Source organism: Geoglobus acetivorans (assembly GCF_039641995.1).
In the GTDB taxonomy this organism is placed as follows: Archaea; Halobacteriota; Archaeoglobi; order Archaeoglobales; family Archaeoglobaceae; genus Geoglobus; species Geoglobus acetivorans.
The window spans coordinates 341,127-368,122 of record NZ_CP087714.1 but is presented as its reverse complement, the minus strand read 5'-3'; the positions used below and the strand labels follow the sequence as shown (position 1 = coordinate 368,122).

Here is a 26,996-nt window from a genome sequence, read left to right as displayed (position 1 = left end):
CTATCAGGCCCCCAATGCTTAAAAGAGTGTCGAAAGCGTTTTATCTTTCCAAGTAAAGTGGATATATGGTCCGTCTCACAGGTATGGAAGGCATAGGAACAAAATATGAACTTGAAACGTCAAAAGGGGATAAGATAGCAGTGGTATTCCTACTCAACCGAAGAGTCCAGCTGTACATACAGGAGAAAGGCTGTGAGAAACCATGTTCTATTGAAATGAGCGAAAACGAGTCAAAGAGACTTGCCACAATCCTCAGCGGCGCTCCAGTTGAGAAAGAGAAGGAGAGCATAGAGGTGGATTTCATGGGAATACCGGATCTGACACTTGCACTACACACCTACACGGTCGGCAGGAGCATGGCGGGTAAAACAATTGAAGAGCTTGCAATAAGAAAAAGAACAGGGGTAAACGTCATAGCAGTATCGAGAAAAGGCAATACCATAATCAGTCCGCCCCCACATCTGATATTCGAGGAAGATGATCAGATAGTGGTTATTGGAAACAAAGACCAGATTGAAAGGTTTGAAAAGGAGATACTGGGTGCCTGAATGGAGATCGCAATTGCCGGGCTGGTCTGCCTGATTTTTGCGATAATTGCAAGGAAGCTATCTTTTCCGGCAATCCCAGTCTACATTATCGCGGGACTTGCTCTGGGAAGCTCCGGGTTTGGGATACTGCAGGCTGACGAGGTCTCAAAAAAGATAGCCGAATTCGGTGTCGTTTTCCTGCTTTTCTACATAGGCCTGCACATAAACCCAAGAGAAGTGGGAGCCAAGAGAAAAACAATATTCGCTTCAGGCTTTTATGACCTGCTCATAAACTTTGCACTTGTCTTTATTCTGCTATTTGCCACCGGATTTGAGCTGTCCAGAGCATTCATCATAGCATCCTCACTGTACATTTCAAGCTCCGCCATCGTTCTTCAATCACTCATCGAGAACAGGAAGCTCATCCTCAAAGAAGCCGAAATCGTTGTCTGGATGATGGTTTTTGAGGATATAGTCATTGCAATCCTGATCGTCCTGAACAGCGTAGGTTTTTCTGACCTGCTATACTTTTTTGCCAAGCTGACTTTATTCACAGTCCTGGTGCTGATCCTCTCAAACACCGCGCCCAAGTACCTCGACAGAGTTATGGAAAGAGATGATGAGGCTCCTCTCCTCCTTGTCTTTTCTGCCGGTCTCCTCGGTCTGGCAATTGAAGAGCTTTTCCAGATACCCTACGCATTCGCCGCCATACTCATTGGACTGATGTTTTCACAGGTCAAAAGCGTGGAGGAGATGGTCATACCATTCAAAGATGTTTTTCTGATCCTGTTCTTCTTCTTTTTCGGAGTTTCAACGAAGTTCGATATGGGTGGACTCGCTCTTGGAATTGTTCTCGCCATAGTTGCTATTTCAGGAAAAGTTGTCTCCGGACTCCTAACCGGATTGAGAACAGAGAAATCCTGGAAGTCGGGACTTGAAATTGGACTCAATACAATTGCAAGGGGTGAATTTTCAATATTCATGGCTTTCGCATTCGGAGATGTGCTGATCTCCTCCGCAATAACAGTAACGGTCCTGATAACGTCGATACTTGGTTCACTGACCTCAAGGTATTCGGAGAGAATAATCTCCGCGCTGGGCAGAGCCAGTCAATAATACTCCAGGACGTTGTAATACGTGTCCCTTCTGTACGGGACCCTCCCGGCAGATTTTATCCTCGCGACAATTTCATCAACTCTCGCAGGTCGGAATGGCTTTCCGGTAGCTCTGACAACGTTTTCCTCCAGCATCACACCACCAAAGTCGTTGGCACCGAAGCTGAGCGCGAGGGTTGCGACATCCATTCCCTGCGTTAACCAGGAAACCTGGATGTTCCGGATGTTATGAAGCACTATTCTCGAAACCGCAAGTATCTGCAGGTATCTCAGAGGGGGTGCAGGTTTTCTTATCCTTCCGTAAAGCTCAGTATTTCCAGGCTGAAAGCTCCAGGGGATGAAAGCAGTAAAACCACCGGTTTCCTTCTGCAAATCCCTGATTCTGAAAAGATGCTCAATGATGTGTCTCTCGTTTTCAATATGCCCGAACATCATTGTGGCTGTTGTTTTCATCCCGATCTCATGTGCCGTTTTCATGACTCTCAGCCAGTCATCCACAGTACCCTTGCTGCTTATTTCCAGCCTGACCTCATCAGAAAGTATCTCTGCTCCACCGCCCGGAATGGAATCCAGACCCGCTTCTCTGAGCCTCGATATTACCTCCTTAATGCTGATCCTCTCCATCCTGGAAAGATAAACGATCTCAGGAGGTGACAGGCTGTGGATGTCCACATCGAATTTGCTCTTAATTTTCCTGAAAAGCCCCTCGAACCACTCAATGCCAAGTTCGGGATTAATCCCCCCCTGTAGCATTATCTGAGTGGCTCCGTGATCCACAGCCTCCTCAATCCTTGCCAGAATTTCCTCATGGCTCAGCAGATATGAATCGCGCCCATCTCTGGCATAAAAAGCACAGAACTTGCATTTCGAAACGCAGACGTTAGTGTAATTGATATTTCTGTCGACAACGAATCCAACCTCGTTTCCGCATTTCCTCGCCCGGATTCTGTCGGCTATGTATCCCAGCTCATACAGCGGCAATTCAAAAAGCTCCAGAGCTTCCTCAAAGCTCAGATCCTCGCCAGCGATATTCTTTTCAAAGTAATCCGCATTCATGACTCAGCTCACCAAAAACCCTGAGGCTCTTTTCTTCCTTTCTGCCCATCCTGTGAACGAGCGCTTTGAAATAAGTCCTCAGAAATTCAACGGGCATCCTGTATTTCAGGCTTGCTATCTCGGCAATTTCGTCGATGTTTTTCAGCCCCTTCTGATATGACCTCAATATGTCCGAGTCCACATGTGAGGCATCAGCGCTCATCAGCGAAGCAGAAATTCCGAATACAGCAGGCAACCCTGTGAGATCCTTCCATTCCTCCCCCACATCCATGACGACCCTGAACACCATCCTTGCAGTTATCGCCTCATCACCAATAACAAGAGCGTGATCGAAATCCTTCAGCATCTCGAAGAAATTCCCGCTGTGAGGCACAAGACGGTTTATCAAACCCTTTTGCCTTCGTATAATTTCAAGCATGCTGACAGAAGTCATGGATTTTGAAGTAACGGCAATTGGCGAGTCATCAAGCCTCTTTTTCCTGGAGACAACAACAACGCTGTAAACCTCCCCATCACTCCCAACGCAGAAAGAGTATTTCCTCAACCTCTCGCTGTTCTTCAAATAGAAAAAGCTCGGTACCGGAGCATAGTCGATTTTACCTTCCAGAAGCATTTCTGCGAGTTTTTTTGGGTGCTCCTCAACAAACTCATACTTCTGCTCTTTTTCAAGATGATAGTAAGGCAGAAAGTTATTGACAAGCCCAAATTTACCAACCCTCATGAGTGAACCCCCAGAACGTTGAAAAACGCATCCCTCTCTGCGGGAATTTTTCCTGCGTCTCTGATCAGGTCAACAAGCTTCTCCTTTGCAAGCTCCAGAGGCGTTTTCGCTCCGGCAGAATGTGCGATTCTCTCGCCCATGACCGTTCCATCAACGTCATTTGCACCGTAGTTGAGAGCGACCTGAGCGAGCTTTTCTCCGATCATCACCCAGTAAGCCTTAATCCCCTTGAAGTTAGAAAGTGCGATTCTCGATACCGCTATGGTCTTCAAAATCTCCTGAGGAGAGACTTTGTGAAGACCGTCAAACGAGGTGTTTGCTGGATGAAATACTAAAGGAATAAAGGAAACAAAACCCCCTGTTTTTTCCTGCAGCCTTCTAAGCCTGTACAGATGGATTGCCCTGTCCCTGTAACTCTCAATATGACCGAAGAGCATCGTCGCATTGCTTCTGACTCCAGCATTGTGGGCGACCTCCATAACCCTCAGCCACTCCTTTGAGTTCGCTTTATTCGGGGCTATTCTTTTCCTTATCCGGTCGGCAAGTATCTCTGCTCCACCACCCGGAAGCATGTCGAGTCCCGCATCCTTCAGCCTGGAGAGATATTCTCTGATGCTCATTTTCTCCTTTCTGGCATAATAGCTCACCTCCGTTGCGGTAAGAGCCTTTATAACCACATTTCCGTCTGTTTTTTCCCTTATTTCCCTGAAAATCCTTTCAAAGTACTCAACATTGACGTCAGGATTGTGGCTGCCAACGATATGCAGCTCTCTCGCACCAAGCCTGTATGCTCTCAAAGCCTCATCCACAACCTCCTCAGGCCTCAACAAAAACCCGTCAGACCTGTAATACGCACATATCGGGCATCTGGAAACGCACACGTTGGAGTAATTTATGTGCTTGTTAACCGAAAAGGTGGCGATCCTTCCGTTAATCTGATCCGCCATTTTTCCAAGCTCGTGCAGATCCCGGTAAAACAGATCCTCAATCTCCTTTACTTTCAAGTTCTTCAAGCCTCCTCCGGATTTCTCTCATCTCTCTTTTGATCTGAATGTTGACCCTCATCATTGAATCGCTCAGAAAGCCAACGGCAATTATCAGAATCCCGCTCACCACAAGCATTGATACGAGATTGACGAGCAGGAAGTGAGAAACGTTCCTGAACCAGTCGTAAACAACGTAAATTCCGCCAGCAAATCCCAGAAGGAGAAAAACGAGTCCAATAAGATAAAAGTACCTCCCCGGACTGTACCGCCCAAGAAGATTGTATATCGTATACACTATCCTGTAACCGTCGCTGAACGGTTTCAGTTTGGTTTTCCCCCTCCTCTTCCTGTAGTAAATCGGAACCTCCATGATCCTGAAGCCGTTTGCTATCGTCTCGACCGTCAGTTCAGTCTCAACCTCAAATCCCATCTTCTCGAGGTTTACATTTTTGTAGACCTCTTTCGTCATGGCACGATAGCCTGAAAGTATGTCCTGAAGGTTCACCCCATATAGAATCCTGAAAATCAGATTGATTATCCTGTTTCCGAGAAGATTTAACCTTCTGAAAGCTCCTTCTTCGAAGTTCAGAAGCCGGTTTCCCACAACATGGTCAGCTACCCCCTTTTCAATCGGTTCGAGCAGCTTTTGAACATCTTCGGGCATGTACGTGCTGTCGGCATCAATCATCACGATAACATCATCATCAAGAATCTCAAAAGCCTCCCTCACTGCCTGTCCCTTGCCCTTCCCGCTCTGAACAATTACCTCTGCCCCTTTCTCCTTCGCTATGTCTCTCGTTCTGTCAGTGCTGTTTCCATCTATAACCGTGATCCTCTCAAAGCCCTGCCTTTTGAATCCCTCTATCACATCTCCGATTGTCTCCTCCTCATTCAGGGCCGGAATGAGTATTCTAACATTCATATTCTGAATACCTTGAGAACGCTCAGAACTGGGATACCCTCCACATCATCGTGACTCCTCTTATCTACTATCACCGCTGCTGCGAGGACGTTTCCGCCCCTTTTCCTTATGCTCTCGGCCACCTCGTGAATTGTTTTTCCTGTGGTGATGATGTCATCAACAATCACACACGCCTTTCCAGAAACGTTTGCAAAGTTCTCGCTGAACGTTCCCCTCGCATGGCTTTCCTCGCCATCCCATTTGAGTTTCTTTGGATAGTATATCGAAAGCTCACAGCCAATCTCCTCAGCGACCATCGTCGCTACCGGAATGCCGGAAGTTGCAACGCCAACAATGACGTCTGCATCTCCAGCATCAAGAACCATATCGGCAAGTATCCTCGCCATCTCTCTGAGCCTGAATGATGAACCATTAATGCTTTTCAGCTCAACATAAATATCAGATGGAGGTCTTTCCGTTCTTGAACTGGTTAAAAGCCAGATTGCGGTATCACGGGATATATTCAATTCATCAGCAATCTCGCCAGTGGTCAGACCCTTCTCCTTGAGCTGCTTTGCTCTTTCAACAAGTTCCTCAATTTTGCTCATCCTTTCACCACCTTTTTAAGCCTGGTTTCGCTTCCGCAAATCTCACATACCTCTTTCTCAGTTCTCCTGCCACAACCCTTACATACACGAATCCATTTAAATTCTTTTTCAATGCCCTTTTGCAGAATTTTTTCCAGTTTCAAACCGAGCTTTTTCGCCACATTCTGAACAGCATAATCATCGCTAACAACTGTCGCATTATATTCCAGAGCCTTCGCCAGAACCCGTATATCTGTCTCGCTGAGCTTGTAAATGTCCCCGGTTTTTTGTGCCGCTTTTTTCACCTCGGAGATGAATTCTTCCCTCGCATCCTCAACTCGGATATTCTTAATCTCAAAATAGAGCTTGGAGTTCTCATCCCTGATTTCGTTAACAACCTCCGGGACTGTTACCATATCATCATAGATCGCCTTCCGGAGTATTATTGCAGATGTGTCGAGGACATGCATCATGACCATGCCTGCAGAAGTGCATAAATTTTTTAGTTCAAAGCCTGCGATGTCCTGGCATAGCACTGTTAAAGTTGCAGTAAAAATGGAAAGGTTTATATGTCATTGTGTCACTAAGACTCACAACAACCGAGAGGTGATGAAAATGGACGAGAAAGAGAGAAAAGATGTAGCCGAAATCCTGAAGGATCCCAGGCTGTTCAGACCCACATAAGATAAATCCGGCAGTATTGGACCCGTAATTCCTATCCAATCCCTTTTACTTTACTCACAGGCTTTTAAGGAGTCTCCGATATTTTTGCACTTAAGCTACTGTTCAATGAAACGAATAACCCCCTCCAACTGTAGATAACTCGCCTCTCCAATTCTCCCACTCTTCACTTATTGCTCTTCGCGATTCGATCAGTCTCTCGATTACATCCTCATACAATTTGATGTTATGAAACGGGAAAAGCCATGTCAAAGGAATAGCAGATACACAAGAGCGCCCATGACTGCAATTCCTGAAATGAATCCCAGTGCCAGTCCCTTTTTGAACATGCTTTGGCTATGCCCCTTGTATTCAGATTCTATTTCACCGATTAAGACTTCTTTTTCTTTGATTTTGTCTTCTAAAGATGTTATGCGTTCTTGAAGGTCGCTCAATTCCTTATTTTTCTCAGTAAGTAAATTATAAACTGAAAAAAACTCTTTATTCTTATCCAACCACATCTCGATTATTCCACCCAACTCAAACATAGTATCAAAAACAATCTTAGCCAACTTACTATCGAGTTTCTGAAGTTCTCCACATACATGTCTAAAGAATCTCCAATAATCCCCTATTAAGTCATATCTCAGCGATTTTAGATCTTTGCCATCATATTTTCTATATATCTCCTCTCGCCATTCTTCAATTTCTTTTGCAAGTCGCGATTCGGGTGTAAACTGTTTCGCTGTCGCATAGTCTATCTTATACGTCCCCTTTTTCATCCCCCCATAACCATACAGCAATCCAATAACATTGTTTAATTTAGGATTGATAATTTTTGTAATCAGGTCGTAAATATCGTTTACTTCGCCCATATTATTAGACATCGTTTCTCCCCCGCGGAACTCATTTGTATATAATTTTTAAAAACCTTTTCAATTTAAAGATTATAGTAATGGTATAAACAGCGATGTGCAAATATGAGGGTCATCCACATCAACGCGCTTTTGTTAGAATATAATTTCTGAATATCGAAAATGTTATGTTTAGCAAAATAGATTCGATCTAAGACATGACAAAGTGTCATCACTGTGGCAAAGAAACTGCATTGCCTTTCAGATGTAAGTACTGTGGGAATCTTTTCTGTGAGGATTGCAGGTTACCTCCAAAGCATAATTGCTCTGGTATTGATTTATGGTTTCGAAGAGCATCACCAAGTAACCTGAAGAGGGAAGACGAATACATACCTGTTAGATTTGAACCCGACATGAGTCGTAAAACGAGCAGAGGTCCGGTCAAAAAGAGAGGTAAATCCAGAAAAATAAAGCTAGGATACAAAAAACCCAAAAGAAAATCAGGAAAATTAAGGATATTGCTATTACTCATGTTCATTGCCCTGTTGGGAATCGGAGGATATTATAGCAACAACTTGCCGATTAAGGTAGACGACTTGGATAGAATTTTGCCCAATGCAACACAAACCGAAGTCGTAGAGAACGTAAAAGAAGAGTTAAGTAAGGCCAAAAAAAGTGTAAATCAGACTTTACAAGAGGTTATCAGAACGCCATCAAGAGAGGAGATAACAAATGAGACCATCCACGCAGTTCTTGAATACCTTAATAAAGAGAGAGTGAAAAGAGGTTTACCGGCTGTCGAACTAATATCTACTGGGATTGCCCAATTTAGGGCAGAGGATATGATTAAACGAAATTATTTTGGCCATTATGATCCCGAAGGATACCCTCCATTCTACTATTACACCAAGAAAGGAGGACTGTATGCAATGGAAGAAAATTGTGGCGAATATAGAATTGTTGGAGGGCTTTTGGATCAAACTGATGTGGCTGACTACGCTTTAAAAAGCGTTAAAAGTATGATTTATGATGATGCGCTGTCCAACTGGGGGCATAGGGATTCTCTCTTAGATCCCAGCAACAATTACATCGATATTGGTGTTGCTTGGGACTCGAATAGAATGGTACTGGTTCTGCACATGACAAAAAAATATGTAGAATGGACTAAAGTCCCCAAAGTAGACAATATGGTGTTTTCAGCTTCTGGGAAGTTAAACCAGGATGTAAAGTTTGAGGGAGTCATGATATATTACCATCCACCACCCAGAGAAGAATTCAATAAGAGGCACAGTTATGACATAGGGGACCCTATTGCTGGTGTAGTCCCAGGACGAGCCTATTACGAGGATATCGAGACGTGGAGACCTTTAAAATGGACCTTAGCTGGCCAAAAGTTCGATATCTCCTTTAAAATAAGACCGATTAAAGGTCCTGGTTTCTATACAGTGGTGATATGGGCAGAGAATAAAAGTGGACTTAAGCATCCTTTCGACCCTGAGCGCGATGATTACTGGACAATTCTTGAATATACTGTCTTTGTTCAGCCCTAACCAAATTTCGCCTTTGCAACACAAAAAACAAACTTTTTGAGAGGTTTTTTAGAAAAAATGTTCTAGTTCAATCGGAATGAGGTGGTACCACTATTTTTCTAAAGTAAAAGCAAGTGCAGTCAATCCAAACAAGCCCATAACAACAAACAGAAAGAAAAACCCGATACCTGCCCACAATGCCCCACTGAAAGATTTAGACGATAAAACAAAATTGATTGCATAAACAGTTAAACCACCATACACTCCCGCAATGTAGCTTGCCATATACTGGTTTCTATCGTTTTTTGGAACCCTTCTTTCAATCACCTTTTTTATGAACATCTCATTAACAATAACGACTATAGAAAGAGCAAAAAGTAACACACCAATCGCAAAAATATGAAGCCCAAGTGTGACTGTGCTGATTGAAATTTTAATAGGATGTATTGCCATCCAGTAACCCGCACCTGTTATCATGGAAGAAAAGATAAGCAAGATTATTGGTACTCTCCTATTGTTTAATCCCATATTACCACTTATGGATTTTTTGATGTTTTAAAAGTATCTATGTCAGAGGTATTTTTCTGCATAATCTTTCACCCAATCATCTAAGTTATTCTCACCGGCGTCACACCATATAACATACTTTTGAGCGGAGTCTGTAGAAATCTGGTAAAGAAACATTTATTATTTAGGTGGACAACTCTCCGAAAGATAATCTCATTTTTTAAAAATTCCATAATCTTATTATGTCTTCCCGAATTTCAACATCCCATATTACATCTAACCTCGAAGCCAGACTCATAGAATTCTTAGAATGGACAAATCACCTTGGCATACTCCCCAAACAATTTTAAGACGGGCCGGAGGGGATTTGAACCCCCGACACCGGGATTAAGAGTCCCGTGCTCTGCCTGGCTAAGCTACCGGCCCTTATCACTCCAAGCCACTGAAGCGATTTATCAATTTTTTGGTGATTGATGCCGGGCAAGAATTCAGTGGAAAGTGGAAAGAAAGTCCGGGCGATACTCACTCTGCCCGGGGAAAAATTGCGCTGGCAATCGTTCTGGGAATGCAAATTCCCTCACCATTCAATCCGCCCCAAATTTTATAACCTCCTGAGATAATGACGGGACATGATCTTCTCTCTGCTAAAGGACAGGGATGCACAGTTTTTCATAATGTATGCCAGCTCGAAAAACGCAAACTTTCGCTACGCCACAAAATTCTGGATTCCCGATCCCGCATTTTACATGATAGGCGATGATGGCACGGAGCTGCTTGTTGTCAGCGAGATGGAAAAAAGGAGGGCCGAAAAAGAGAGTAGAGTTAGAGAAATAGCAAGTCTGAACGATCTCGGATTCTATGAGAAGATAAAAGAGGGTAAAAACGCAAAAGATGCCCTCACAGAGACATACATAGAGCTGCTCAAAACACATCATGCCAGAAAAATCCTCGTTCCGGACGATTTTCCTGCATTCCTCTATGAAAAGCTCGCACAGAATTTTGACGTGGAGGTTGTGGAAAACCCGTATGCAGACATGAGGAAAGTAAAAACCCCGGAGGAGATAGAACACATAAAGGACGTGAGCAACGCCATTATTGGCGCCTTCCAGTTCTTCCTGAAACTGCTTGAGAAGGAAAGAGATTCCGAAACGCTGAGAAACAGTGTTGAAGCACACCTGTATGAAAGGGGCTACCTTGCCCAGGACACGATCATTGCTGGAAAGGCAAGCAGTGCTTACCCTCACGATATCGGGCATGGGAGAGTTGAGGGTCATGTTATTTTCGACATATTCCCCGGAAGCAAAAAAACAGGATACCATTCAGACTTTACCAGAACAGTCGTAATTGAGAAGAACCAGGAAATTGAAGACATGCTGAAGGCATGCATAGAAGCGAAAAACACGGCGATATCCATGGTGAAGGAAGGCATAAATGGTGAGGACATACATTTCAGGGTCTGTGATATCCTTGAATCTTACGGATACAGAACAACAAGACAGAAATCAAGGGAGGGCTTCATACATTCCACCGGGCATGGTGTGGGGCTTGAGGTACATGAAAAGCCGAGAATATTTGATGGTGGGGAAGAGCTTAAAGCAGGAATGGTTATAACAGTAGAGCCGGGACTGTATTACGAAAAAGTTGGCGGTGTGAGGGTTGAAGATACCGTCGTTGTTAAAAAAAGCGGATCTGAGATATTAACAAAATTCGAAGATTATGTGAGGCTGGGAAGATGATGGAAAAACATGTTGAGGCGGGAAAAATCCTGAAAACAGTTAGGGAGGAGGCAGTAAAGCTTATCCAACCAGGAACCAGAATGATTGAAGTTACTGAGTTTGTGGAAAACAGAATAAGAGAACTTGGCGCAGAACCTGCATTCCCGTGCAACATCTCGCTAAATGAGGATGCGGCACACTGCACACCTTCAAAAAGTGACGAAAGAGTTTTTAAAGACGGAGATCTCGTTAAGCTGGATATAGGTGCCCATATTGACGGATACATTGCCGATACTGCGATAACCATCGATCTTGGGGACCATGAAGAGCTTGTTAGGTGTGCTGAAGAGGCACTTAAAAATGCCATTGAGATTGTGGAGCCGGGAATAACTACGGCAGAAATAGGGGAGGCCATTGAGAACACTGCAAGAGATTTCGGTTTCAAGCCTGTTTACAACCTCACGGGACATGGTTTCATGCCTTACGTTGCCCATGCCCCTCCGTCCATCTACAACTATAAAACAGAAAGGGGTGTGAAACTGGAGGAGGGGATGATATTCGCCATCGAACCATTTATGACACCCGGAAAGGGAAGAGTCGTAGAGAGAGGCGAGGTTGAGATATATTCAGTCATTTCCAGCAGACCCGTGAGAATGAAAATGGCAAGAGAGCTGCTTTCCGAGGTTGAAAAGTACAGAACGCTACCTTTTGCGAAAAGGTGGCTTTCGAATCCAAGAGAAATAATAATATCAAAGCTCGTGAGAGAAGGAATTTTGAGAGCGTACCCCGTGCTTTCAGAGGTGAGCAAAGAGCCTGTAAGTCAGGCCGAGCATACAGTAATCGTTACCGAAACCGGAGCGGAAATCATAACCTGAACTTCTTTATTCCAGAAAAAACAGTAACAATATTTATTTCTCTCGAATTCGGGATTGGATAATCTCCATACCTGACGAGCATTTCGGGGTTCATTCGCTCAATCGCCTTTATGCATTCAAACATTCCGTCCATCGTGATTTCATCCGGATCTCCTGAAAAAACCACAAGAGCCTTTCTCGCACTCTCTATCTCAAATCTCGCTCCAATGGTGGTCAGAGAGGTTTCATAAAGCCTGACCATCCTTTCAGTCCTTTCAGCAATTGTCGTGCTTGAACTCCTCGCCCTCAATCTTCTAATGATCTTGAACGGCAAGATCTCTCCCGAAGTCCCGGTAACAGTTACACCGTCCCCCGACAGAGAATTGAGAAAGTCGCTTGTATCAACGACAACCTCCCCGCTCAGCCGTTTTCTCGCATCAATTTCACCTACAAGAGAGAGAACATTGAACGCCTTGAGCAGGTTGCGCTCAAACCCGGGAGTTTTTTCAAAAACAAACACATAGTCGAATGAACTCATCAGTTTCCTCACTCTCAGAAGAGAGACTGAAACGCTTGAAGCGTCCGAAAGCTCAGGAATCATGGCGATGCAGAGCCTTGGTTCTTCAGTTACAACTTCCAGCTCGTTTCCGAATCTCACTGCCGAATAAAAGGAAAATTCATCCTCTACATCGCATATAACCAAGGATGCTTCGTAAAGCTCGTTGAATGAGAGAATGCTGTTGAACGCACTTCTGACGTCAACATCTCCATCTCTGAAAACTGTGTAAAATCTCCGCTTATCATCAACGTGCCTTATTGCTTTGAGCTTATCAACGCTGTTTACGACCGCAAACGTCTTGAAAAGACTTATGTTGTTTACCCTCGCACCCCTCGATGCAAAGAGGTCCGCAATCCACACTGCATCCCCGGTCCCTATGGTCAGAAGTTTCATTCAGATTGGAATTTAATAATTCAATTTAAATTACTTTTCGAATCTGCAATTGTGTTTCGCAGAATAGAAGATCAACCCAGCATTTCGAAAAAAGCATCTATGCCACCAAAATTGCGAATTATCCTCATGTACAGGTCATCAAGTATTCTGCTCGATGCTCCCCATACCAGTTCTCCGTCGCACTCGAAATTAGGCCCCCAGTCTGCAATTCGTCTCGATTTGAGAACGAGGTCGAGTCTGTCGACGAGAATTCTGTCAACCTCAGCATCATTTTTTATGAATTCTGCCTTATCAATCACTCCCACCACAGGATGAATTTTTATCCTGTGCTCAATAACCTCCTGAGGAGTCAGAAAACCGAGAACCTCAACCTTTTCAGCATCAACACCAATCTCCTCTTCAGTTTCCCTTAAAGCTGTATCCACCGGACTTTCATCTTCGTCCTTCATCCCACCGGGAAAGGCGATGTGTCCCGCACTCCTGCTCAGTGTCTTTTTCCTCTTGATCATTACGATCTCAGGATGTTTCGAGTTTACAATCGGTATGAGTATTGCCGCAATTCTCTCGGTTCTTACATACTCGAGCGTTGAATCCAGGATGTTCGCAAGCATTTCATGCAATCTCACAGTCTAACTCCCTCGCCATCCTTTATAAGCCTTCCACAAATTTGAAGGGAACCGGTGTGAAGCATAAGGCCCCGACCACAAACGTCACTATTCCTAGAAGGAGATACTTCAGGGGCAGCGGACTGTCATCGTATGGCTTTGGATGTCTCTGCATAGAAAAGAAGAATGCCAGTATTGCCCAGAAGAACCAGATCCCCCCCGAATCTTTGAAGAGATACCCTGCAGCGAGGAGAACAAACGGAAAAATCCTCGAAATCGCATCAGCCCTGTTCCCCAGCATCGCCCTCATCACATGTCCTCCATCAAGCTGGCCAACAGGAATTAGATTCAGGGCAGTAACAAACATCCCCACCCAGCCCGCAAAGGCGACGGGATGGATGTACTCTCCAGTAAATCCGGCAACGTTTGCCACGAACCTGAACAGCAGGGGCTCTCCGAGCATTATTCCGCCCCCACCCTCTACACTTAGTTCGGGAACTGGCAGTTTCAATCCTATATATGTCACAATCAGTGCCGCCACAACTCCTGCAAGCGGACCGGAAGCACCTATTTCCAGCAATGCCCGCCTGCTCTTTATCACACCCCTCTGCCTGATTACCGCACCCAGAGTGCCTATGATCGTTGGAAAGGGGATGAAGTATGGCAGTGATGCCTTCATCCCCCATCTCTTTGACGCGATGAAGTGGCCCATCTCATGGCTCCCCAGAACGAACATGAGGGCAACTGCAAATTTCAGACCGAGAATTAAATCAAATGAGCCATAAAACGTGGACCCGGTAAACGTGATGCTCGCAAAGGTTGCGATGAACAGTATTACGTTCAACCTGTAACTTTCCTTCCTCCTTTTCAGTTCCAGAATGAACTCACCGAAATGCGTCTTCAACCTCACGTCGTAGTTCTCAGAGAGTTCCTGAAAGAGATACTGCACCTCCTCCGAATTGAGATTCACAAGAGGCAGAACATAATACCTCTCAAAATCTTCTCCTTTTTCGTGATAGTAAACGTGAAAATATCTCTCAATCTTCTCTCTCAACCTCAATCCACCCCTCATCGGCATTGATTCTGACAAAATTCCCGGACTGGATCATATCAAAACCATCAGCTTCCGGCATGTCCACCAGCGGGATCTCCGCAATTATGGCACCAACAGCAACAATAGCCTCGCTTTTTTCCATCACAATCCCCGCAGGGGCGCATCCATTCTTTTTCATCCTCAGAAGGATGTACGTGCCAACGGTAGATCCCCTGCCTTCAGGAAAGACGAATATCTTTCCAGCTATGCTCTCCCCATAAATATCGCTGCTCGAATCAACAATTACTCCGGTTTCTGGATTGACATCCCCCAGAAAGGATACCGGTTTCTTCGAAACAATCGCATAACCTTCAGCCCTTCCCCTTGAAATGCTCCTCACTCTGAGTTTCATTCGGCAGCCCTCCTTATGCACTCCTCTACAGAACCAAAAATGGCCTTTACTCCTCTCAGCTTGGGCAGATACTCAAAAGCTTTCCCACTATTGACCATCACACACTCAAACCTCTCACTCGCCGGTGAGACGACCATGCATGTGTCTGCAAAAACCCTGACTCCAAAACTCCTTATTTTTTCAACAAGCTCTGCATGCTCCTTCATTACCGATCTCGATGTGAAGAGCCATACCTCCCTTTTAACCCTGCCATGTCTCTTGAGAAGATAGTGGATCTCTTTAAGCTCTTCAGGTGATAAATGGGGACATCCAATGGCTATGAGGTCAGGTTCACATCCCCTGAGCTCTCCATCAGGCTCGAACTCAATTTTTTCTTCCGGAATGCTGAAATCCTCCCATTCGGGAGTTTGTTCTTTGACATGAAACATGCCCGCTCCTCCACTTGCAGCCAGTGCGGCACCAAACGCCTTGAGTTCATCCCTGGAAAGTGTTCTGTCAAACTCCACGAAGGGGATACTGGCACCAACCAGCTTCCCGACTTCGTACCCGGCATACGCTGGCTCAACCCCCCTGACAACTATCCTGACCTCCGGAGCCCTGTTTTCCTTTAAATGCAAACCATACATTGGAGTTTTACCGACGATCGCTGCAGCCAGGGCAGAAATTCCGCTCTCTCTGTTGGTTCTCGCCCCAATCACAGAGTTGGCGTAAATCACAGCAGAGCTTTCAGCCCATGCAAGATGATCCCCATACGAGGGCGTATCGATGTAATAGGGTGTGCACGTAAGCGTCATTTCCACACCCAGCCTCTTAAGAGCGCTGAGTACTCTCATCTGCTTTTCATAAAATCCCTCGTCAATACCCATCTCCTGCCATTTTTCAATGTCCATGCCAGCAGGATTCACGTAACTCTTTACCACAACCTTGGCGTTCAGGGTTTCCAGCCATTCAAGCCCGGCATCGCCAATATTTCCGTAGGATATTCCAGAAATTTGAGCAGATTTTATCTCCACGAGCCTTTCAGCCCCGTAAATCTCTCCGAGAGCCACAAGAATTTCCATGCACTTTCTTACCGTTTCGTTCTCACTTTCGAGCAGCTTTTCTTCATCCTTCGTGAGATGCATTGAATGAAATTTCGGGGACAAAAATAAATCAGTTTCCATAAAGCATGGATGATTTTTTAAGTAGCCGTGCATATACCCTGCTGTGCAGCCACCTGAAGACAGGGACATGGAACTTAGAGAACATCTTGCCGAGCTGAAAGAACGGGTTACAAAGGGCGTCATACCCTTCTTCCTGGTCACGGGAGCATTCTTTTACTTTTCCGACAGAATACTGACTTTCCTCTGGCAGCAGCTTTTCCCCGAAAAGGACATGGTCGTTTACACACCAACCGAATACATGATTGCAAGAATTCTGATTTCCGCATTTCTCGCCTTTCTGGCAACATATCCCTGGATAATCTACCAGATATACCTGTTCATGAAGCCAGGGCTCTATCCTCACGAGCGGGAGTTCGTCAGGAGGCTTGCACCATTCTCATACGTCACATTTTTAATAGGCGTTCTCTTTTCATACTACATAATTCTGCCAAAGCTCTACAGCGTTACGGTTGTTGAGTACTTTGGTGCCGAGCCGTTTCTGTCAGTGAGAAAAGCCCTGAACAATGCGGTAAAGCTGTCCCTCTCAGTAGGGTTATCGTTTCAGATCCCGGTTGTAACACTCATAGCCGTAAAACTGGGGCTTATCAGTCACAGGTGGCTGAGAGATAAACGCCTGATCGTATATGTGGTTGTGTTCATCCTCGCCACAAACCTCACACTCGATTTTACGGGGGTTACCCAGATGATTGTGCTTGCAGCGGTTGTCGTGATGTATGAGATAAGTATATTAATAGCCAAGATATTCGAGAGGGATACACAATGAGGATAGTGATAGCCGGAGCCGGCGAGGTGGGATACAACATCGCAAAAGAGCTTGCGGAAGACTATGATGTCACGGTAATCGAGAGTGACCTATCAAAAGCCCAGGAAGTTGACAAGCTGAATGTGGAGGTTGTGATGGGAAACGCAGCAAACGTTGCTGTACTCAAAAGAGCAAGTATTGAGTCTGCAGATCTGTTTCTTGCAGTTACGGGCAACGACGAGATAAACCTGCTCTCAGCCTTAGCTGCAAAAAAGCTGGGAGTTAAAACCGTCATCGTAAGGGTAGACAAGCCAGAATATGCAGACATGCCGGTGATAAGGAACCACCCCGTGGGATACGATGTCCTTGTATGCCCCAACCTCGTCCTCGCCAGTTATCTTGCAAGGCTGGTAACGATTCCCGGCTCTGTGGAATTTGCAGAGCTTGAGGATGCCATACTTGTGGAGATGGCGGTGAGGGAGGATTCACTCCTTGCAGGAAAAACAATTGCCGATGCAGGGTTCCCGAAAAATGTGATTGTGGCTGCAATACACAGAAAAGGCAAAATCCTGCTCCCGAGAGGAAATACAGAAATCCTACCCGGAGACATACTGGCAGTATTTGGAAAAAAGGAGGAAATTCAGGTTCTCAGAGGAGTGATAGGCGAGCCAGTTGTGAGAAACGTCTTCATTGTGGGGGCAGGTGAGATTGGAGTATACACTGCAAAAATACTCGAGAAATCCAATCTGAACATCAAGATGATAGATCTCGACGAGAGTATCGCTGAAAGGGCAAAAAAGGAATTGAAAAGGACAAAGGTCATTGTCGGAAACGCAACTGACATAGACCTGCTGATGGAGGAGGAGATTGACAAGGCAGACATCGCAATCGTTGCCACCGAAAGCGATGAGAAAAATCTGCTCATCGCACTCCTTGCGAAAAGTCTTGGGGCAAAAAAGGCGTTTGTCAAGGTGGATAAGAAGGAGTACATACCTCTGTTTGAGAAGGTGGGTGTTGACGCTGCTGTATCTCCAAGAAGGGCAACATACCTTGAGGTTATGAAGCTCCTCAGGCTGATGGACATAAGGGCGATTGGAGAGGTGAAAGAGGGCGTTGTGGTTCTTGAAATAGAGAGCGGAATTGATGGGAAAAAAGTCTCAGAGATAAAGCTCCCCGAAAGCACAATAATTGTCGCAATCAGAAGAGAGGGCGAGATCGAGATCGCCAAGGGAGATACAGAGATTAGCAGAGGAGACTTGGTATACATCATAACCACGTGGGAGAACGTAGAAAAGGTGAAAAAAAGGCTGATGGCATGAACACCAAACTGGTGGTCAATTATCTGGGCCAGATTTCGATTTACTATTCTTTCATATTCATCCTGCCACTTATATCCGCCCACATATACGGAGAAGATCTTTCTGCATTCATAATACCCATGATCATTTCGATGGCGCTTGGGATTGCGTTCTATGTCGCATCAAAACCTGAGAGCGAGTACGCAAAGTACAAGGAAGGATACGCCATCGTGGGACTTGGATGGCTCATAACAGTTCTTGTTGGCTCCATTCCATACATCCACTACGGAGTGGGTTTCATAGATGCCTTCTTTGAAACCATGTCCGGATTCACGACAACCGGTGCCACCATTTTTGACAGAGTTGAAAACCTCCCCAGATCACTGCTCCTGTGGAGAAGCTTAACACAGTGGCTCGGTGGTATGGGTATCGTCGTCCTCTTCGTCGCAATATTTCCTGCCCTCTCAAAGAAAGGGGAGACTTTACTACAGGCTGAAGTTCCCGGACTGAAAATAGAGAAAATAAGGCCGAAAATGAGAGACACTGCATTAAGACTGTATGCGACCTACATGATACTGACTGTCCTCGAAATCGCATTTCTGAAACTGCTTGGTGTTTCATTTTTTGATGCGGTAAACCACACATTCACAACCCTGTCCACCGGGGGATTCTCGACGCACACGGAGAGCGTGGCGTATTTCAACAACCCGGCAGTTGAATTCACAATTTTCGTTTTCATGGTTCTTGGCGGTACAAATTTCGTTCTAATTTATCTCCTGCTGACCGGGAAGCCAAAATTCCTCAGAGATGTGGAATTCAGGTTTTACATATTTATCCTCATACTCTCGGGAATCGTGCTGACAGCGATGAACCTGGGCAACTACGATTTGCTCGAATCGATAAGATACTCATTCTTCCAGGTTGCAAGTATAATGACCACGACGGGATACACCACAGCTGACTTTGACGCATGGGGCGACTCGGCAAAGATTCTGATTCTGATGCTCATGTTCATTGGAGGTTCGACCGGCTCGACAGGCGGGGGAATTAAGGTAATACGAATATACCTGCTCTCTCTATATTCCCTCAATCAGATTCTGAAAAGCGCAGAACCCAGATCCGTTAGGCTGATAAAGCTCAATGGTGAGGTGGTGGACTGGGACATACTGCACAACATCACAGCATTCTTCTCATTATATGTTCTAATCTTCGTATTTTCGACGTTTCTGGTGTCACTCACCGGACTTGATGCAATATCCTCCATCTCTGCAGTCTCTGCAACCATAAACAACGTTGGACCGGGACTTGGAGCTGTTGGAGCCACAGAAAGCTATGCCTCACTCCATCCCCTTGCAAAGGTCGTGCTTGCCTTCAACATGTGGATTGGAAGGCTTGAGCTCTTCACAGTCCTTTCGCTGTTCATTCCATCGTTCTGGAGAGAAAGGTGGTAGTCAGCCAATAACTATCTTGAACACTCCCGGAACCTGAAGGAACTCGTCCACGAGCTTGCCCGGTATCTTCGTTTCCGTCACCACTGTGAGCTTGCTTTCAACGCTGAGTTCGGGATCTTCGGCAAGCATGTACCTTATGGATATCCCTTCCCTTGCAAGTATCTGGGTTACAGCAGAGACTATGCCCGGTTTCTGACTGTCCGCATAAACCTCAAGAACGCCGAATCCGAGAATTCTGGCAACTTCGGCTATGTATGCCACAGGTCTGAGGGATGAAAAGACCTTTCTAAGCTCTTCGTCATCCTCTATGTTCTGAATGGCTGAGACCACAACCTTTCGGTCAACGCCAACAGCATCAGCTATTTTTGTCGGAACGAGCTCAATATTGCCACAGTATGCCTTACCATCTCTAACGGAAATGCCAAGCTTCAAAAATTCCTTTGCTACGGCTATCTGCGATGGATACCTCTCAAATTTTTCCCGAATTTTGCTCCACATAGGCTCACACCAAGTACTTTTCTATCTCATAAACTTTCTTTCCACAGTATTCACACCTCGCCACAACGCCATCACTGTTCTCTATCCTGAATCTGGCCAGAACCGGTTCTCTTGGATCGTTGGATATGCAGTTTCGGTTGGGGCATTTGAGAATGCCCTCCACCCTTTCAGGCAGCGAAACCTTGAATTTCCGGACTATCTCGTAGTTCTCGATTATGTTTATCGTAGCTTCCGGAGCTATCAGAGAGATTCTGTTCAGCTCCTCCTCCCCAATGTACTTTCCCTCCACCTTCACGATATCCTTTCTTCCCATTTTGCTGCTTTCAACATTCATCGCCATACTGACCTTCTCTTTGCTCCCGCTCCTCACACCGATAATCCTCAGAACTTCGAGGGCTTTGCCTGAAGGGATGTGATCTATAACTGTCCCATCCTTTATCTTGCTGATTGTGAGCAGATTCATAGCAGCACCTCCGCCAGAATCGCCATTCTCACAGGCACGCCATAAAAAGCCTGTCTGAAGTAAACAGCATTTTTCAGGCCATCAACATCATAGGCAATCTCGTCAACCCTTGGCAGAGGGTGCATGATTATTGCATCACTACTCTCAAGCATCTCCGCAGTTATCCTGTAACTTCCGGCAACCTTTCTGTACTCCTCCTCATCAGGAAAACGCTCTTTCTGAATTCTCGTGACGTAAACAACATCCACTTCCTCGATAGCCGTTTTGAGATCACTCTCCACAAAATCAATATCCATTTCAAGTATCTCCTCCGGAAGCTTAAGGGAGTCGGGAGATACAAGGTATATCCTGGCATTGAAAAGGGCAAGAGCTTTTATTAGAGAGTGAACAGTCCTTGAATACTTCAAATCCCCTACAAGGGCAATTTTCAGATTGTCAAGCCTCGCCTCCTTCTTTATCGTATAAAGATCCAGCAGAGTTTGAGTAGGATGCTGTCCTGCCCCATCTCCGGCATTTATCACCGGAATGCTGCATATCTCGCTTGCAAACCTCGCAGACCCTTCTCTGTAATGCCTCAGCACTATGCAATCAGCGTACTGCTCGACCACTCTAAGCGCATCTGCAAGGCTCTCTCCTTTGGCAAAGCTTGAGGCCTCAAGACTTCCAAGATTGATCACATCACCCCCCAGCCTCTTCATTGCAGACTCGAAACTCATCCTTGTCCTCGTGGAAGGTTCAAAAAAGAGGTTGGCGAGAATTCTGCCCTCAAGTATCCTGAGCTTTCTTTCGCCTCTCGCAACATCCAGAAATTCATCAGCTCTTGAAAGAATGTGTTCGATATCCTTTCTGCTCAGGTCATCTATGGATATGAGATTCCTGAATTTCGACATCAAAATCTGATTGAAGAAGATATATTTAAGCGCTTTGCAACCTCTTTAAAAGTGAAATTACCCCATCCAGAGTGTATTCCTCCGGAATCAACGCCCTTACACCAAAACTCTGGAGCTTTCCTGCCGTTGGCGGGCCTATTGCAACAGTTACAATACTGCTGAGCCGCTCAATAACCTTCTCAAAAAGATTCGTCTCCCTCGCATTTTCCATGAAGCTCTCGGCAATCATAGAACTCGAAAAAATAACTGCATCCACCCTACCCTCGGCGATTTCCCTCACTGCCTCCTTCTGCATTGCGCCTTTCAGTGGTACGATCCTGTAAAGCTGATATTCCTCTAAATCGCACACCTCTGAAAGATTGTTCAAAACGGGATCGCCCTTATCGCTCCTCAGCAAATTTACCTTTTTGCCTGCGACTATTTCTCTGAATTCCTCGTAAAGGGTTTTTGAATCGTATTTCGAGGGCAGCAAACACTCCCTGCCAAGGGCTTCCTTAGTTTTTGGCCCGATGGCTATTACTGTCCCTCTCAGAAGGTTTTTCCTCAGGGCTATTCTGGCTGCGGTCTGGCTCGTTATTATCGTGAAATCTGCATCCCTAACACACACATCATTTTCCTCAATGCCGATCATAGGCACTGCCAGAACGTCATAACCCTGGCTCCTCAAAAGGTCCACTGTCCGGCTCAGATACTCCTCAGGTCTGAATACAGCGACCCTCATTTCCGACAAGCTCCAGAATGAATCTGACTATTCCGTCAACATCGTCTTTCTTAAAGGCCGGAAACCCCTCAACATCAGCATCGCAAACCACGGCAAGAATCCTTCCATGAGTGAACCTGCCAATTTCCTCAGGATGGTTTACCACAACAATTCTGTCTTTTCCTGCCCTGCTGAACCCCTCAGTAAGAACGAGGTCGTAATCCCCGTTCAGATACCTATCGAAAATCCAGTCGAGGCTGTCATTTTCAGCTCTTCTTATGAAGGCCATTTTTACGGGAGACGAGACTACAACATCTGCACCGCTGCTGTAAAGCTTCCAGGAATCCTTGCCTTCCCTGTCAATCTCAAAATCACCGTGTGCATGGTGCTTTACAACCGCGACCCTCAGCCCCTTTTCCCTGAGCTTCGGAATGATTTTCGTGAGAAGTGTAGTTTTACCGCTGTTTGAGGTGCCAACAAAGCTTATCAGCCTCGTCATAGGAATCGCACCGTCTCCAGATTCAGCGGAGCTCTCGTTTCAACTCTGTAGGTCTTGTAGATTGCCGAGGCAAGTTCTATGCATTTGTTTTCATCACCGTGAATCGTTATAACCTTCTCAGGTTTCTGTTTCAGCGCTCTCACGTAATTCAAAAGCTGTTTTCTGTCAGAATGACCCGAAAACCCGTCAACGGTCTCGACTTCCATGTTTATGGTTACAACATCCCTCTTACCCCCGGAAGACGGTAACGGCACCTCCTTCCACCCTTTCTGAATCCTCCTGCCAAGCGTCCCTTCAGCCTGATAACCGACGAAGACTATCGTGTTCCTTTCGTCCGGAGCGAAGGCCTTGAAGTACTCCATAACCGGCCCACCGTTGAGCATACCGGAGGTGGCAAGAATCACAGATGGTTCGGAGCTCTCTATAACCTCCTGTCTCTTGCCCGGAGAGTCCACCCTGACAAAGCTCTCACTTATGAACGGATTAATGCCCTGGTGGAAAATAAGGTCCCTCAGGTGTGAGTTGAGGTATTCGGGATAGGCCGTGTGTATGGCCGTTGCCTCATAGATCATCCCATCGAGATACACTGGCACAGGCTCAAGCACCTCGTTCCTTATTGCCTCCTCGAGGACTATCATGACCTCCTGGCTTCTTCCCACCGCAAAAGTCGGAATGAGCACCTTTCCCCCACGCTCAATCGTTCTCTTTATGACCTCTATCAGCTTTTCCTCAGCCTCCTTTCTCGAAGGCTGGAAATCCTCTGCTCCACCATACGTCGCCTCCATTATGAGGCCTTCAATTCTCGGAAAGTTCGTGAATGCCCTGTCGAACAGCCTTGTTTTCTCAAACTTGAAGTCGCCGGTAAAGGCGATATTGTACAGGCCCTCCCCCACATGGAAGTGTGCTATCGCAGAGCCGAGAATGTGACCTGCATTGTAGAACGTGAGCCTTATATCAGGGGTTATGTCCGTAACAACTCCGTAGTCCAGCGGTATCGTGTGCTTCAAAGCCTCCCTGACATGCTGAGACTCATACGGAGTTGGATTTCCCTCTCTCGCTGCAACCTCTATAAAGTCAAGCTGAAGGAGAACCATAAGGTCTCTGGTTGGTGGTGTGAGATAAACCGGTCCCCTGTAACCGTATTTGAAGAGGATGGGTAGCAGACCGCAGTGGTCAAGATGAGCGTGAGTTATGACAACCGCATCAATACTGTCGAGGGGCTGAATTTCGGGGACGTAGAAGTAAGGAGACTGGTGAACATTCCCAACATTGACCCCGCAATCTATGAGCACCTTGCTTTCAGGAGTTTGCAGAAGGTAGCAGCTCCTCCCAACCTCCCTCGAGCCGCCAAGAAATGTTACCCTGACCCACCTGTCCTCATAAATTGTCCCCCTGTGAATCCTTTCTCCGATTCTTTTGAGAATCTCCTTCCTTTCATCTTTTACGTTTATCAGAAACTCCCTGACGTTTTCTATGGTCTTTGATTTAAGAGGAGCTGTCCTCACGGCTTTGGGGCTCCATCCAACAGCCTTCATTATCTCTCTGAGCGTAACACCATTCTTTCCAATTACAATTCCGGGTTTTTCTGCCTCAATTATGACTTCACCATTCTCTTCATCAAAGAAAAAATCCTGTAATCTGAGCCTCATCGGGAACTATTTGCCTGATGATTTCTTTCGCTTCTTCCGGAGGCCTGAGGTTCTTTGGATCAGGTCTTACGATAATTCTCTTCCTTAGGTCTTTTGCAAGTCTCCTTACAACATCTCCAGCTTCAGCAAACTCCTGAAGATTGTCCACGTAAATTACAAGGAGCGGGCCCTCAAACTCAATGTTTTTTATTCTCACACTTTCCGGGACCAGCTCCCTGATTTTCTCCTTTAACTGCCTGATGTATTCCTTGCTTGACATGATACCCTAACCTGACAAAATAGATTTATTTTCTGAATTTTGAGAGGATCTGCTCAACTTCCTCTTTCTTAAGCTCATAATACATTTCCGGAGTTATCTTTACAACATCTATTCCATCCCCGCTTGCAGAGTCCCTTTTCATCGCTGAGTTTATTGCCCTCACTGCAAGCTCAACTGCCTCATCCACCGTCAGACCCTCTGTGTAGGCATCTTCCAGAACGCCATACGCCATTGGAGAGCCTGAACCTGTTGCAACTATGTCCGTCTCCTCAATGGCTCCCCCAATAGGGTCTATGGAAAATACACTCGCACCAGTTTCATCCACGCCTCCAATGAGCAGCTGTACAAGATACGGGAAATATCTTGTTGAGTTGAGGAGATTGGACGTCATGGTGGCTATCGCCTTAACCGTAGGTCTTTTTTCTTTCTGTGCCTCATACAGGTTCATCTCGACCTTGATAAGCCTCGCCAGGAACTGTGCATCACCCACACTTCCTGCCGTTGTCATCGCAACCCTGTCAGAGACCTGGTAGATTTTTCTGGCCCTCTTACTGGCGATGAAGTGGCCCATTGTTGCCCTTTTCTCTGTCGCCATTACAACGCCGTCACGGCACACTATCCCTACGGTTGTCGTTCCTTTATACACCTTATCCTGTAACATTTCTGGCATCATAAACATCTCCTTCTTTCTGGATTTTTCGAAGAAAAGCCCGATGGCTGTTAACAATTTATCCAGAATGTTTTTAAGTTTTGCGTTTGATGTATTGTTTCATGCACAACCGCTATGCACAAGGTACAGAACGTACCTCGCATGAGCATACCTGGCCTACCGCCCGAAAACGTGAACCGGCAGAGGTGGACATCTAACCCCTGAGAAGAATTACATCCGAAACGTTGCTGTTTATCTCCCTTGCTTTTTCAAGGACTGTTTTTCTGTATTTTCGGGGGTCAATTCCCCTCAGGATTTTTCCCCTCATCTCCGGAATCGCCCACTTGATAATTAGAGACGGCAGCCCGGCGATAACTATCTCTCCATCGAGCTCCCGAAGAGCTTTTTCAAAATAAACGCCCATGACGAACGGCTGAAAGCCCTTCAGATTTTCCTTCGCCCATTTCCACCCCTTCCTGCCTGTCGTGAGCACCACACGATCATACTGTTTCGCTACCACCACCTTGGCATCAACAAGCTCATCACACCAGGGTTCGACGAAGCCAGTGGTTCCGAGGATAGAGAGTCCACCCTTTATGCCGATTCTGGGATTATCCGTGAGAGTGGCCAAAGCTTTACCTTCGGGAATCGTTATTCTGACCGAGCCATCATAATCGTATTTTTCTCTTACCATCTCGATATTTCTGAGAATTTGATTCCTGGCCGAGAGGCTGACAGCAGGCTTTCCCCTAAACCTGCCAACACCTTCTCCAAACTCAAGACTTTCACTCACCTCGGCCCTTATCCCAACACCGTCAGTAACATCAAACGAGTGGTCGCCAGAGAATTTTTTTGCCACCGCAACCCCGTTTTTTGCTCTAACCCCTACCTCGATGCATATTCCCGCGGGAGTCCATACCTCTACCCTCTCACTCTCTCCGAACATAGATGCTATTGCTCCAACCGCTGATGCTGAGGCGGTTGTCGCAGTTGTTATGCCTCTTCTCAGCCACCCCCTGTGAGTGAGGATGTAAAGCCCTGACTCTATCCTGCTCCTCACTCTGTCAAAGCCTATCTTTTCCGCCTCCCTTTCGACCCATTCTTCCGGGTAACTGTAAAGTTCAAGAGGGTCTTTCATATGCAAGATTTACGAGGGCGTTGAACACAGCAACTGCAAGTGTCGAGCCACCTCTCGTGCCAACGGTTGTGATTGACGGAATATCAAGCTCCCGTATCATCTCCTTCGACTCACTGGCATTCACAAACCCCACGGGCGTTGCTATGATGAATTTTGGCCTCACACCTTTCTGAACAAGATTGTAAAGAGCTATTGCTGCAGATGGCGCATTTCCCACAATGGCGATTCCTCCATCCACCCTTTCCCTCAGAGCATACATTCCGCTCATGGCCCTTGTAAGTCTGGCATCATTCCCATGCTCAACCGCCACAAACACATCCCCTCTAAATTTTCTCCTGTTAATTCCAGCAGAAACCATGTTCACATCGCAAACAACGGTTGTATTCTCAACCACCGCTCGTATTCCTGCCTCGACAGCGTTTCCTTTGAAGACGATCAGATCCCTCACATTCGGGTCTCCCGTTGCAATTATACACCTCTGGATGATTTTTTCTTCAGGAGTTCTTCCCTCCACATACTTCTCCACAATCCCGTAACTCTTTCTCACGATTTCGTCTGCGTCAAACGTGATGTTGCCCATATC

At 45.9% G+C, this 26,996-nt stretch carries 29 protein-coding genes, 1 tRNA gene and 1 pseudogene; 8 read left to right on the top strand and 23 right to left on the bottom strand.

What is annotated here, in order from left to right; genetic code table 11:
* Window positions 1-65: 65 nt before the first annotated feature.
* Together LPQ35_RS02080 and LPQ35_RS02075 are read left to right on the top strand one after the other, a co-directional pair.
* Window positions 66-548 carry a cation:proton antiporter regulatory subunit gene (locus tag LPQ35_RS02080; RefSeq protein WP_193806317.1) on the top strand — a complete coding sequence of 161 codons (483 nt, stop codon included), beginning with the start codon at window positions 66-68 and terminating at the stop codon, window positions 546-548.
* On the top strand, window positions 549-1,643 hold the full coding sequence (locus LPQ35_RS02075) for a cation:proton antiporter (protein WP_193806319.1): 1,095 nt from the start codon (window positions 549-551) through the stop codon (window positions 1,641-1,643).
* Here LPQ35_RS02075 and mqnC read toward each other — a convergent pair.
* The 7 genes from mqnC to LPQ35_RS02040 form a co-directional block, all read right to left on the bottom strand.
* Window positions 1,637-2,698: a cyclic dehypoxanthinyl futalosine synthase gene (gene mqnC / locus LPQ35_RS02070; protein WP_193806321.1), complete on the bottom strand. Its 1,062-nt coding sequence runs from the start codon at window positions 2,696-2,698 to the stop codon at window positions 1,637-1,639. The two genes, LPQ35_RS02075 and mqnC, sit on opposite strands and share 7 nt — an antisense overlap.
* Window positions 2,679-3,419: an MqnA/MqnD/SBP family protein gene (locus tag LPQ35_RS02065; RefSeq protein WP_193806323.1), complete on the bottom strand. Its 741-nt coding sequence runs from the start codon at window positions 3,417-3,419 to the stop codon at window positions 2,679-2,681. The genes mqnC and LPQ35_RS02065 overlap by 20 nt, the downstream gene beginning before the upstream one ends.
* Window positions 3,416-4,432: a CofH family radical SAM protein gene (locus tag LPQ35_RS02060; RefSeq protein ID WP_346297667.1), complete on the bottom strand. Its 1,017-nt coding sequence runs from the start codon at window positions 4,430-4,432 to the stop codon at window positions 3,416-3,418. Before LPQ35_RS02060 ends, LPQ35_RS02065 begins: the two co-directional genes overlap by 4 nt.
* Complete coding sequence (aglJ, locus tag LPQ35_RS02055; protein WP_193806325.1) at window positions 4,404-5,327, bottom strand: S-layer glycoprotein N-glycosyltransferase AglJ; 924 nt, start codon at window positions 5,325-5,327, stop codon at window positions 4,404-4,406. Before aglJ ends, LPQ35_RS02060 begins: the two co-directional genes overlap by 29 nt.
* A complete protein-coding gene (locus tag LPQ35_RS02050; RefSeq protein WP_193806327.1) occupies window positions 5,324-5,914 on the bottom strand; it encodes an orotate phosphoribosyltransferase-like protein in 591 nt (196 codons plus the stop codon). The genes aglJ and LPQ35_RS02050 overlap by 4 nt, the downstream gene beginning before the upstream one ends.
* Window positions 5,911-6,363, bottom strand: coding sequence for a ribonuclease VapC (locus LPQ35_RS02045; RefSeq protein WP_193806330.1), 453 nt, complete (start codon window positions 6,361-6,363; stop codon window positions 5,911-5,913). Before LPQ35_RS02045 ends, LPQ35_RS02050 begins: the two co-directional genes overlap by 4 nt.
* A 459-nt stretch (window positions 6,364-6,822) precedes the next feature.
* Window positions 6,823-7,440, bottom strand: a complete 618-nt coding sequence (locus LPQ35_RS02040) for a hypothetical protein (protein ID WP_193806334.1) — start codon at window positions 7,438-7,440, stop codon at window positions 6,823-6,825.
* Between the two features lie 185 nt (window positions 7,441-7,625).
* Here LPQ35_RS02040 and LPQ35_RS02035 point away from each other — a divergent pair, with 185 nt between their 5' ends.
* A complete protein-coding gene (locus tag LPQ35_RS02035; RefSeq protein WP_193806336.1) occupies window positions 7,626-8,957 on the top strand; it encodes an AN1-type zinc finger domain-containing protein in 1,332 nt (443 codons plus the stop codon).
* Window positions 8,958-9,047: 90 nt separating this feature from the next.
* On the opposite strand, the gene LPQ35_RS02030 is transcribed toward LPQ35_RS02035, so the two are convergent.
* On the bottom strand, window positions 9,048-9,464 hold the full coding sequence (locus LPQ35_RS02030; RefSeq protein WP_193806338.1) for a hypothetical protein: 417 nt from the start codon (window positions 9,462-9,464) through the stop codon (window positions 9,048-9,050).
* Window positions 9,465-9,795: 331 nt separating this feature from the next.
* Window positions 9,796-9,869, bottom strand: a tRNA-Lys gene (locus LPQ35_RS02025).
* Window positions 9,870-10,072: 203 nt separating this feature from the next.
* Between LPQ35_RS02025 and LPQ35_RS02020 the strand changes: the two genes are divergently transcribed.
* Together LPQ35_RS02020 and map are read left to right on the top strand one after the other, a co-directional pair.
* Window positions 10,073-11,179: a M24 family metallopeptidase gene (locus LPQ35_RS02020; protein ID WP_193806340.1), complete on the top strand. Its 1,107-nt coding sequence runs from the start codon at window positions 10,073-10,075 to the stop codon at window positions 11,177-11,179.
* Window positions 11,176-12,033 carry a type II methionyl aminopeptidase gene (gene map / locus LPQ35_RS02015; protein ID WP_193806342.1) on the top strand — a complete coding sequence of 286 codons (858 nt, stop codon included), beginning with the start codon at window positions 11,176-11,178 and terminating at the stop codon, window positions 12,031-12,033. The genes LPQ35_RS02020 and map overlap by 4 nt, the downstream gene beginning before the upstream one ends.
* On the opposite strand, the gene LPQ35_RS02010 is transcribed toward map, so the two are convergent.
* The 5 genes from LPQ35_RS02010 to LPQ35_RS01990 all read right to left on the bottom strand — a co-directional run bounded on the left by LPQ35_RS02010 (window position 12,023) and on the right by LPQ35_RS01990 (window position 16,138).
* Complete coding sequence (locus tag LPQ35_RS02010) at window positions 12,023-12,964, bottom strand: cell division protein (RefSeq protein WP_193806344.1); 942 nt, start codon at window positions 12,962-12,964, stop codon at window positions 12,023-12,025. The genes map and LPQ35_RS02010 overlap by 11 nt on opposite strands.
* A 71-nt stretch (window positions 12,965-13,035) precedes the next feature.
* A complete protein-coding gene (locus LPQ35_RS02005; protein ID WP_346297666.1) occupies window positions 13,036-13,590 on the bottom strand; it encodes a CoA pyrophosphatase in 555 nt (184 codons plus the stop codon).
* Window positions 13,591-13,612: 22 nt separating this feature from the next.
* A complete protein-coding gene (locus LPQ35_RS02000; RefSeq protein WP_346297665.1) occupies window positions 13,613-14,623 on the bottom strand; it encodes a site-2 protease family protein in 1,011 nt (336 codons plus the stop codon).
* Window positions 14,607-15,014 (bottom strand): DUF126 domain-containing protein, encoded by a 408-nt coding sequence (locus LPQ35_RS01995; protein ID WP_193806348.1) that lies wholly within the window; start codon window positions 15,012-15,014, stop codon window positions 14,607-14,609. Before LPQ35_RS01995 ends, LPQ35_RS02000 begins: the two co-directional genes overlap by 17 nt.
* Complete coding sequence (locus LPQ35_RS01990; RefSeq protein ID WP_193806350.1) at window positions 15,011-16,138, bottom strand: aconitase X; 1,128 nt, start codon at window positions 16,136-16,138, stop codon at window positions 15,011-15,013. Before LPQ35_RS01990 ends, LPQ35_RS01995 begins: the two co-directional genes overlap by 4 nt.
* A gap of 82 nt (window positions 16,139-16,220) precedes the next feature.
* Here LPQ35_RS01990 and tatC point away from each other — a divergent pair, with 82 nt between their 5' ends.
* The 3 genes from tatC to LPQ35_RS01975 are packed head-to-tail and all read left to right on the top strand — an operon-like array spanning window position 16,221 to window position 19,668.
* Window positions 16,221-16,940: a twin-arginine translocase subunit TatC gene (gene tatC / locus LPQ35_RS01985; protein ID WP_193806352.1), complete on the top strand. Its 720-nt coding sequence runs from the start codon at window positions 16,221-16,223 to the stop codon at window positions 16,938-16,940.
* The gene (gene trkA, locus LPQ35_RS01980; RefSeq protein ID WP_346297664.1) at window positions 16,937-18,238 is read left to right on the top strand and encodes a Trk system potassium transporter TrkA; all 1,302 of its coding nucleotides are present in this window, start codon (window positions 16,937-16,939) and stop codon (window positions 18,236-18,238) included. The genes tatC and trkA overlap by 4 nt, the downstream gene beginning before the upstream one ends.
* A complete protein-coding gene (locus LPQ35_RS01975) occupies window positions 18,235-19,668 on the top strand; it encodes a TrkH family potassium uptake protein (protein WP_193806357.1) in 1,434 nt (477 codons plus the stop codon). Before trkA ends, LPQ35_RS01975 begins: the two co-directional genes overlap by 4 nt.
* Here the strand turns inward: LPQ35_RS01975 and LPQ35_RS01970 are convergent, their stop codons facing one another.
* The 9 genes and pseudogenes from LPQ35_RS01970 to LPQ35_RS01930 form a co-directional block, all read right to left on the bottom strand.
* Window positions 19,669-20,166, bottom strand: a complete 498-nt coding sequence (locus LPQ35_RS01970; protein ID WP_048092782.1) for an ACT domain-containing protein — start codon at window positions 20,164-20,166, stop codon at window positions 19,669-19,671.
* A gap of 4 nt (window positions 20,167-20,170) precedes the next feature.
* Window positions 20,171-20,629, bottom strand: coding sequence for an aspartate carbamoyltransferase regulatory subunit (gene pyrI / locus LPQ35_RS01965; protein ID WP_193806359.1), 459 nt, complete (start codon window positions 20,627-20,629; stop codon window positions 20,171-20,173).
* Window positions 20,626-21,519: an aspartate carbamoyltransferase gene (pyrB, locus tag LPQ35_RS01960; RefSeq protein ID WP_193806361.1), complete on the bottom strand. Its 894-nt coding sequence runs from the start codon at window positions 21,517-21,519 to the stop codon at window positions 20,626-20,628. The genes pyrI and pyrB overlap by 4 nt, the downstream gene beginning before the upstream one ends.
* Before the next feature lie 25 nt (window positions 21,520-21,544).
* Window positions 21,545-22,240 (bottom strand): uroporphyrinogen-III synthase, encoded by a 696-nt coding sequence (locus LPQ35_RS01955; protein WP_193806363.1) that lies wholly within the window; start codon window positions 22,238-22,240, stop codon window positions 21,545-21,547.
* The gene (mobB, locus tag LPQ35_RS01950) at window positions 22,215-22,718 is read right to left on the bottom strand and encodes a molybdopterin-guanine dinucleotide biosynthesis protein B (RefSeq protein WP_193806365.1); all 504 of its coding nucleotides are present in this window, start codon (window positions 22,716-22,718) and stop codon (window positions 22,215-22,217) included. Before mobB ends, LPQ35_RS01955 begins: the two co-directional genes overlap by 26 nt.
* Window positions 22,715-24,626 (bottom strand): annotated as a pseudogene (locus tag LPQ35_RS01945) (beta-CASP ribonuclease aCPSF1). The gene mobB and the pseudogene LPQ35_RS01945 overlap by 4 nt, the downstream one beginning before the upstream one ends.
* A 25-nt stretch (window positions 24,627-24,651) precedes the next feature.
* The gene (psmB, locus tag LPQ35_RS01940) at window positions 24,652-25,287 is read right to left on the bottom strand and encodes an archaeal proteasome endopeptidase complex subunit beta (protein WP_193806710.1); all 636 of its coding nucleotides are present in this window, start codon (window positions 25,285-25,287) and stop codon (window positions 24,652-24,654) included.
* A 202-nt stretch (window positions 25,288-25,489) separates the two neighbouring features.
* The gene (locus tag LPQ35_RS01935; protein WP_193806368.1) at window positions 25,490-26,413 is read right to left on the bottom strand and encodes a cobalt-precorrin-5B (C(1))-methyltransferase; all 924 of its coding nucleotides are present in this window, start codon (window positions 26,411-26,413) and stop codon (window positions 25,490-25,492) included.
* Entirely contained in the window at window positions 26,397-26,993 is a 597-nt protein-coding gene (locus tag LPQ35_RS01930) for a precorrin-8X methylmutase (RefSeq protein ID WP_346297714.1), read from the bottom strand. The genes LPQ35_RS01935 and LPQ35_RS01930 overlap by 17 nt, the downstream gene beginning before the upstream one ends.
* Window positions 26,994-26,996: the final 3 nt, after the last annotated feature.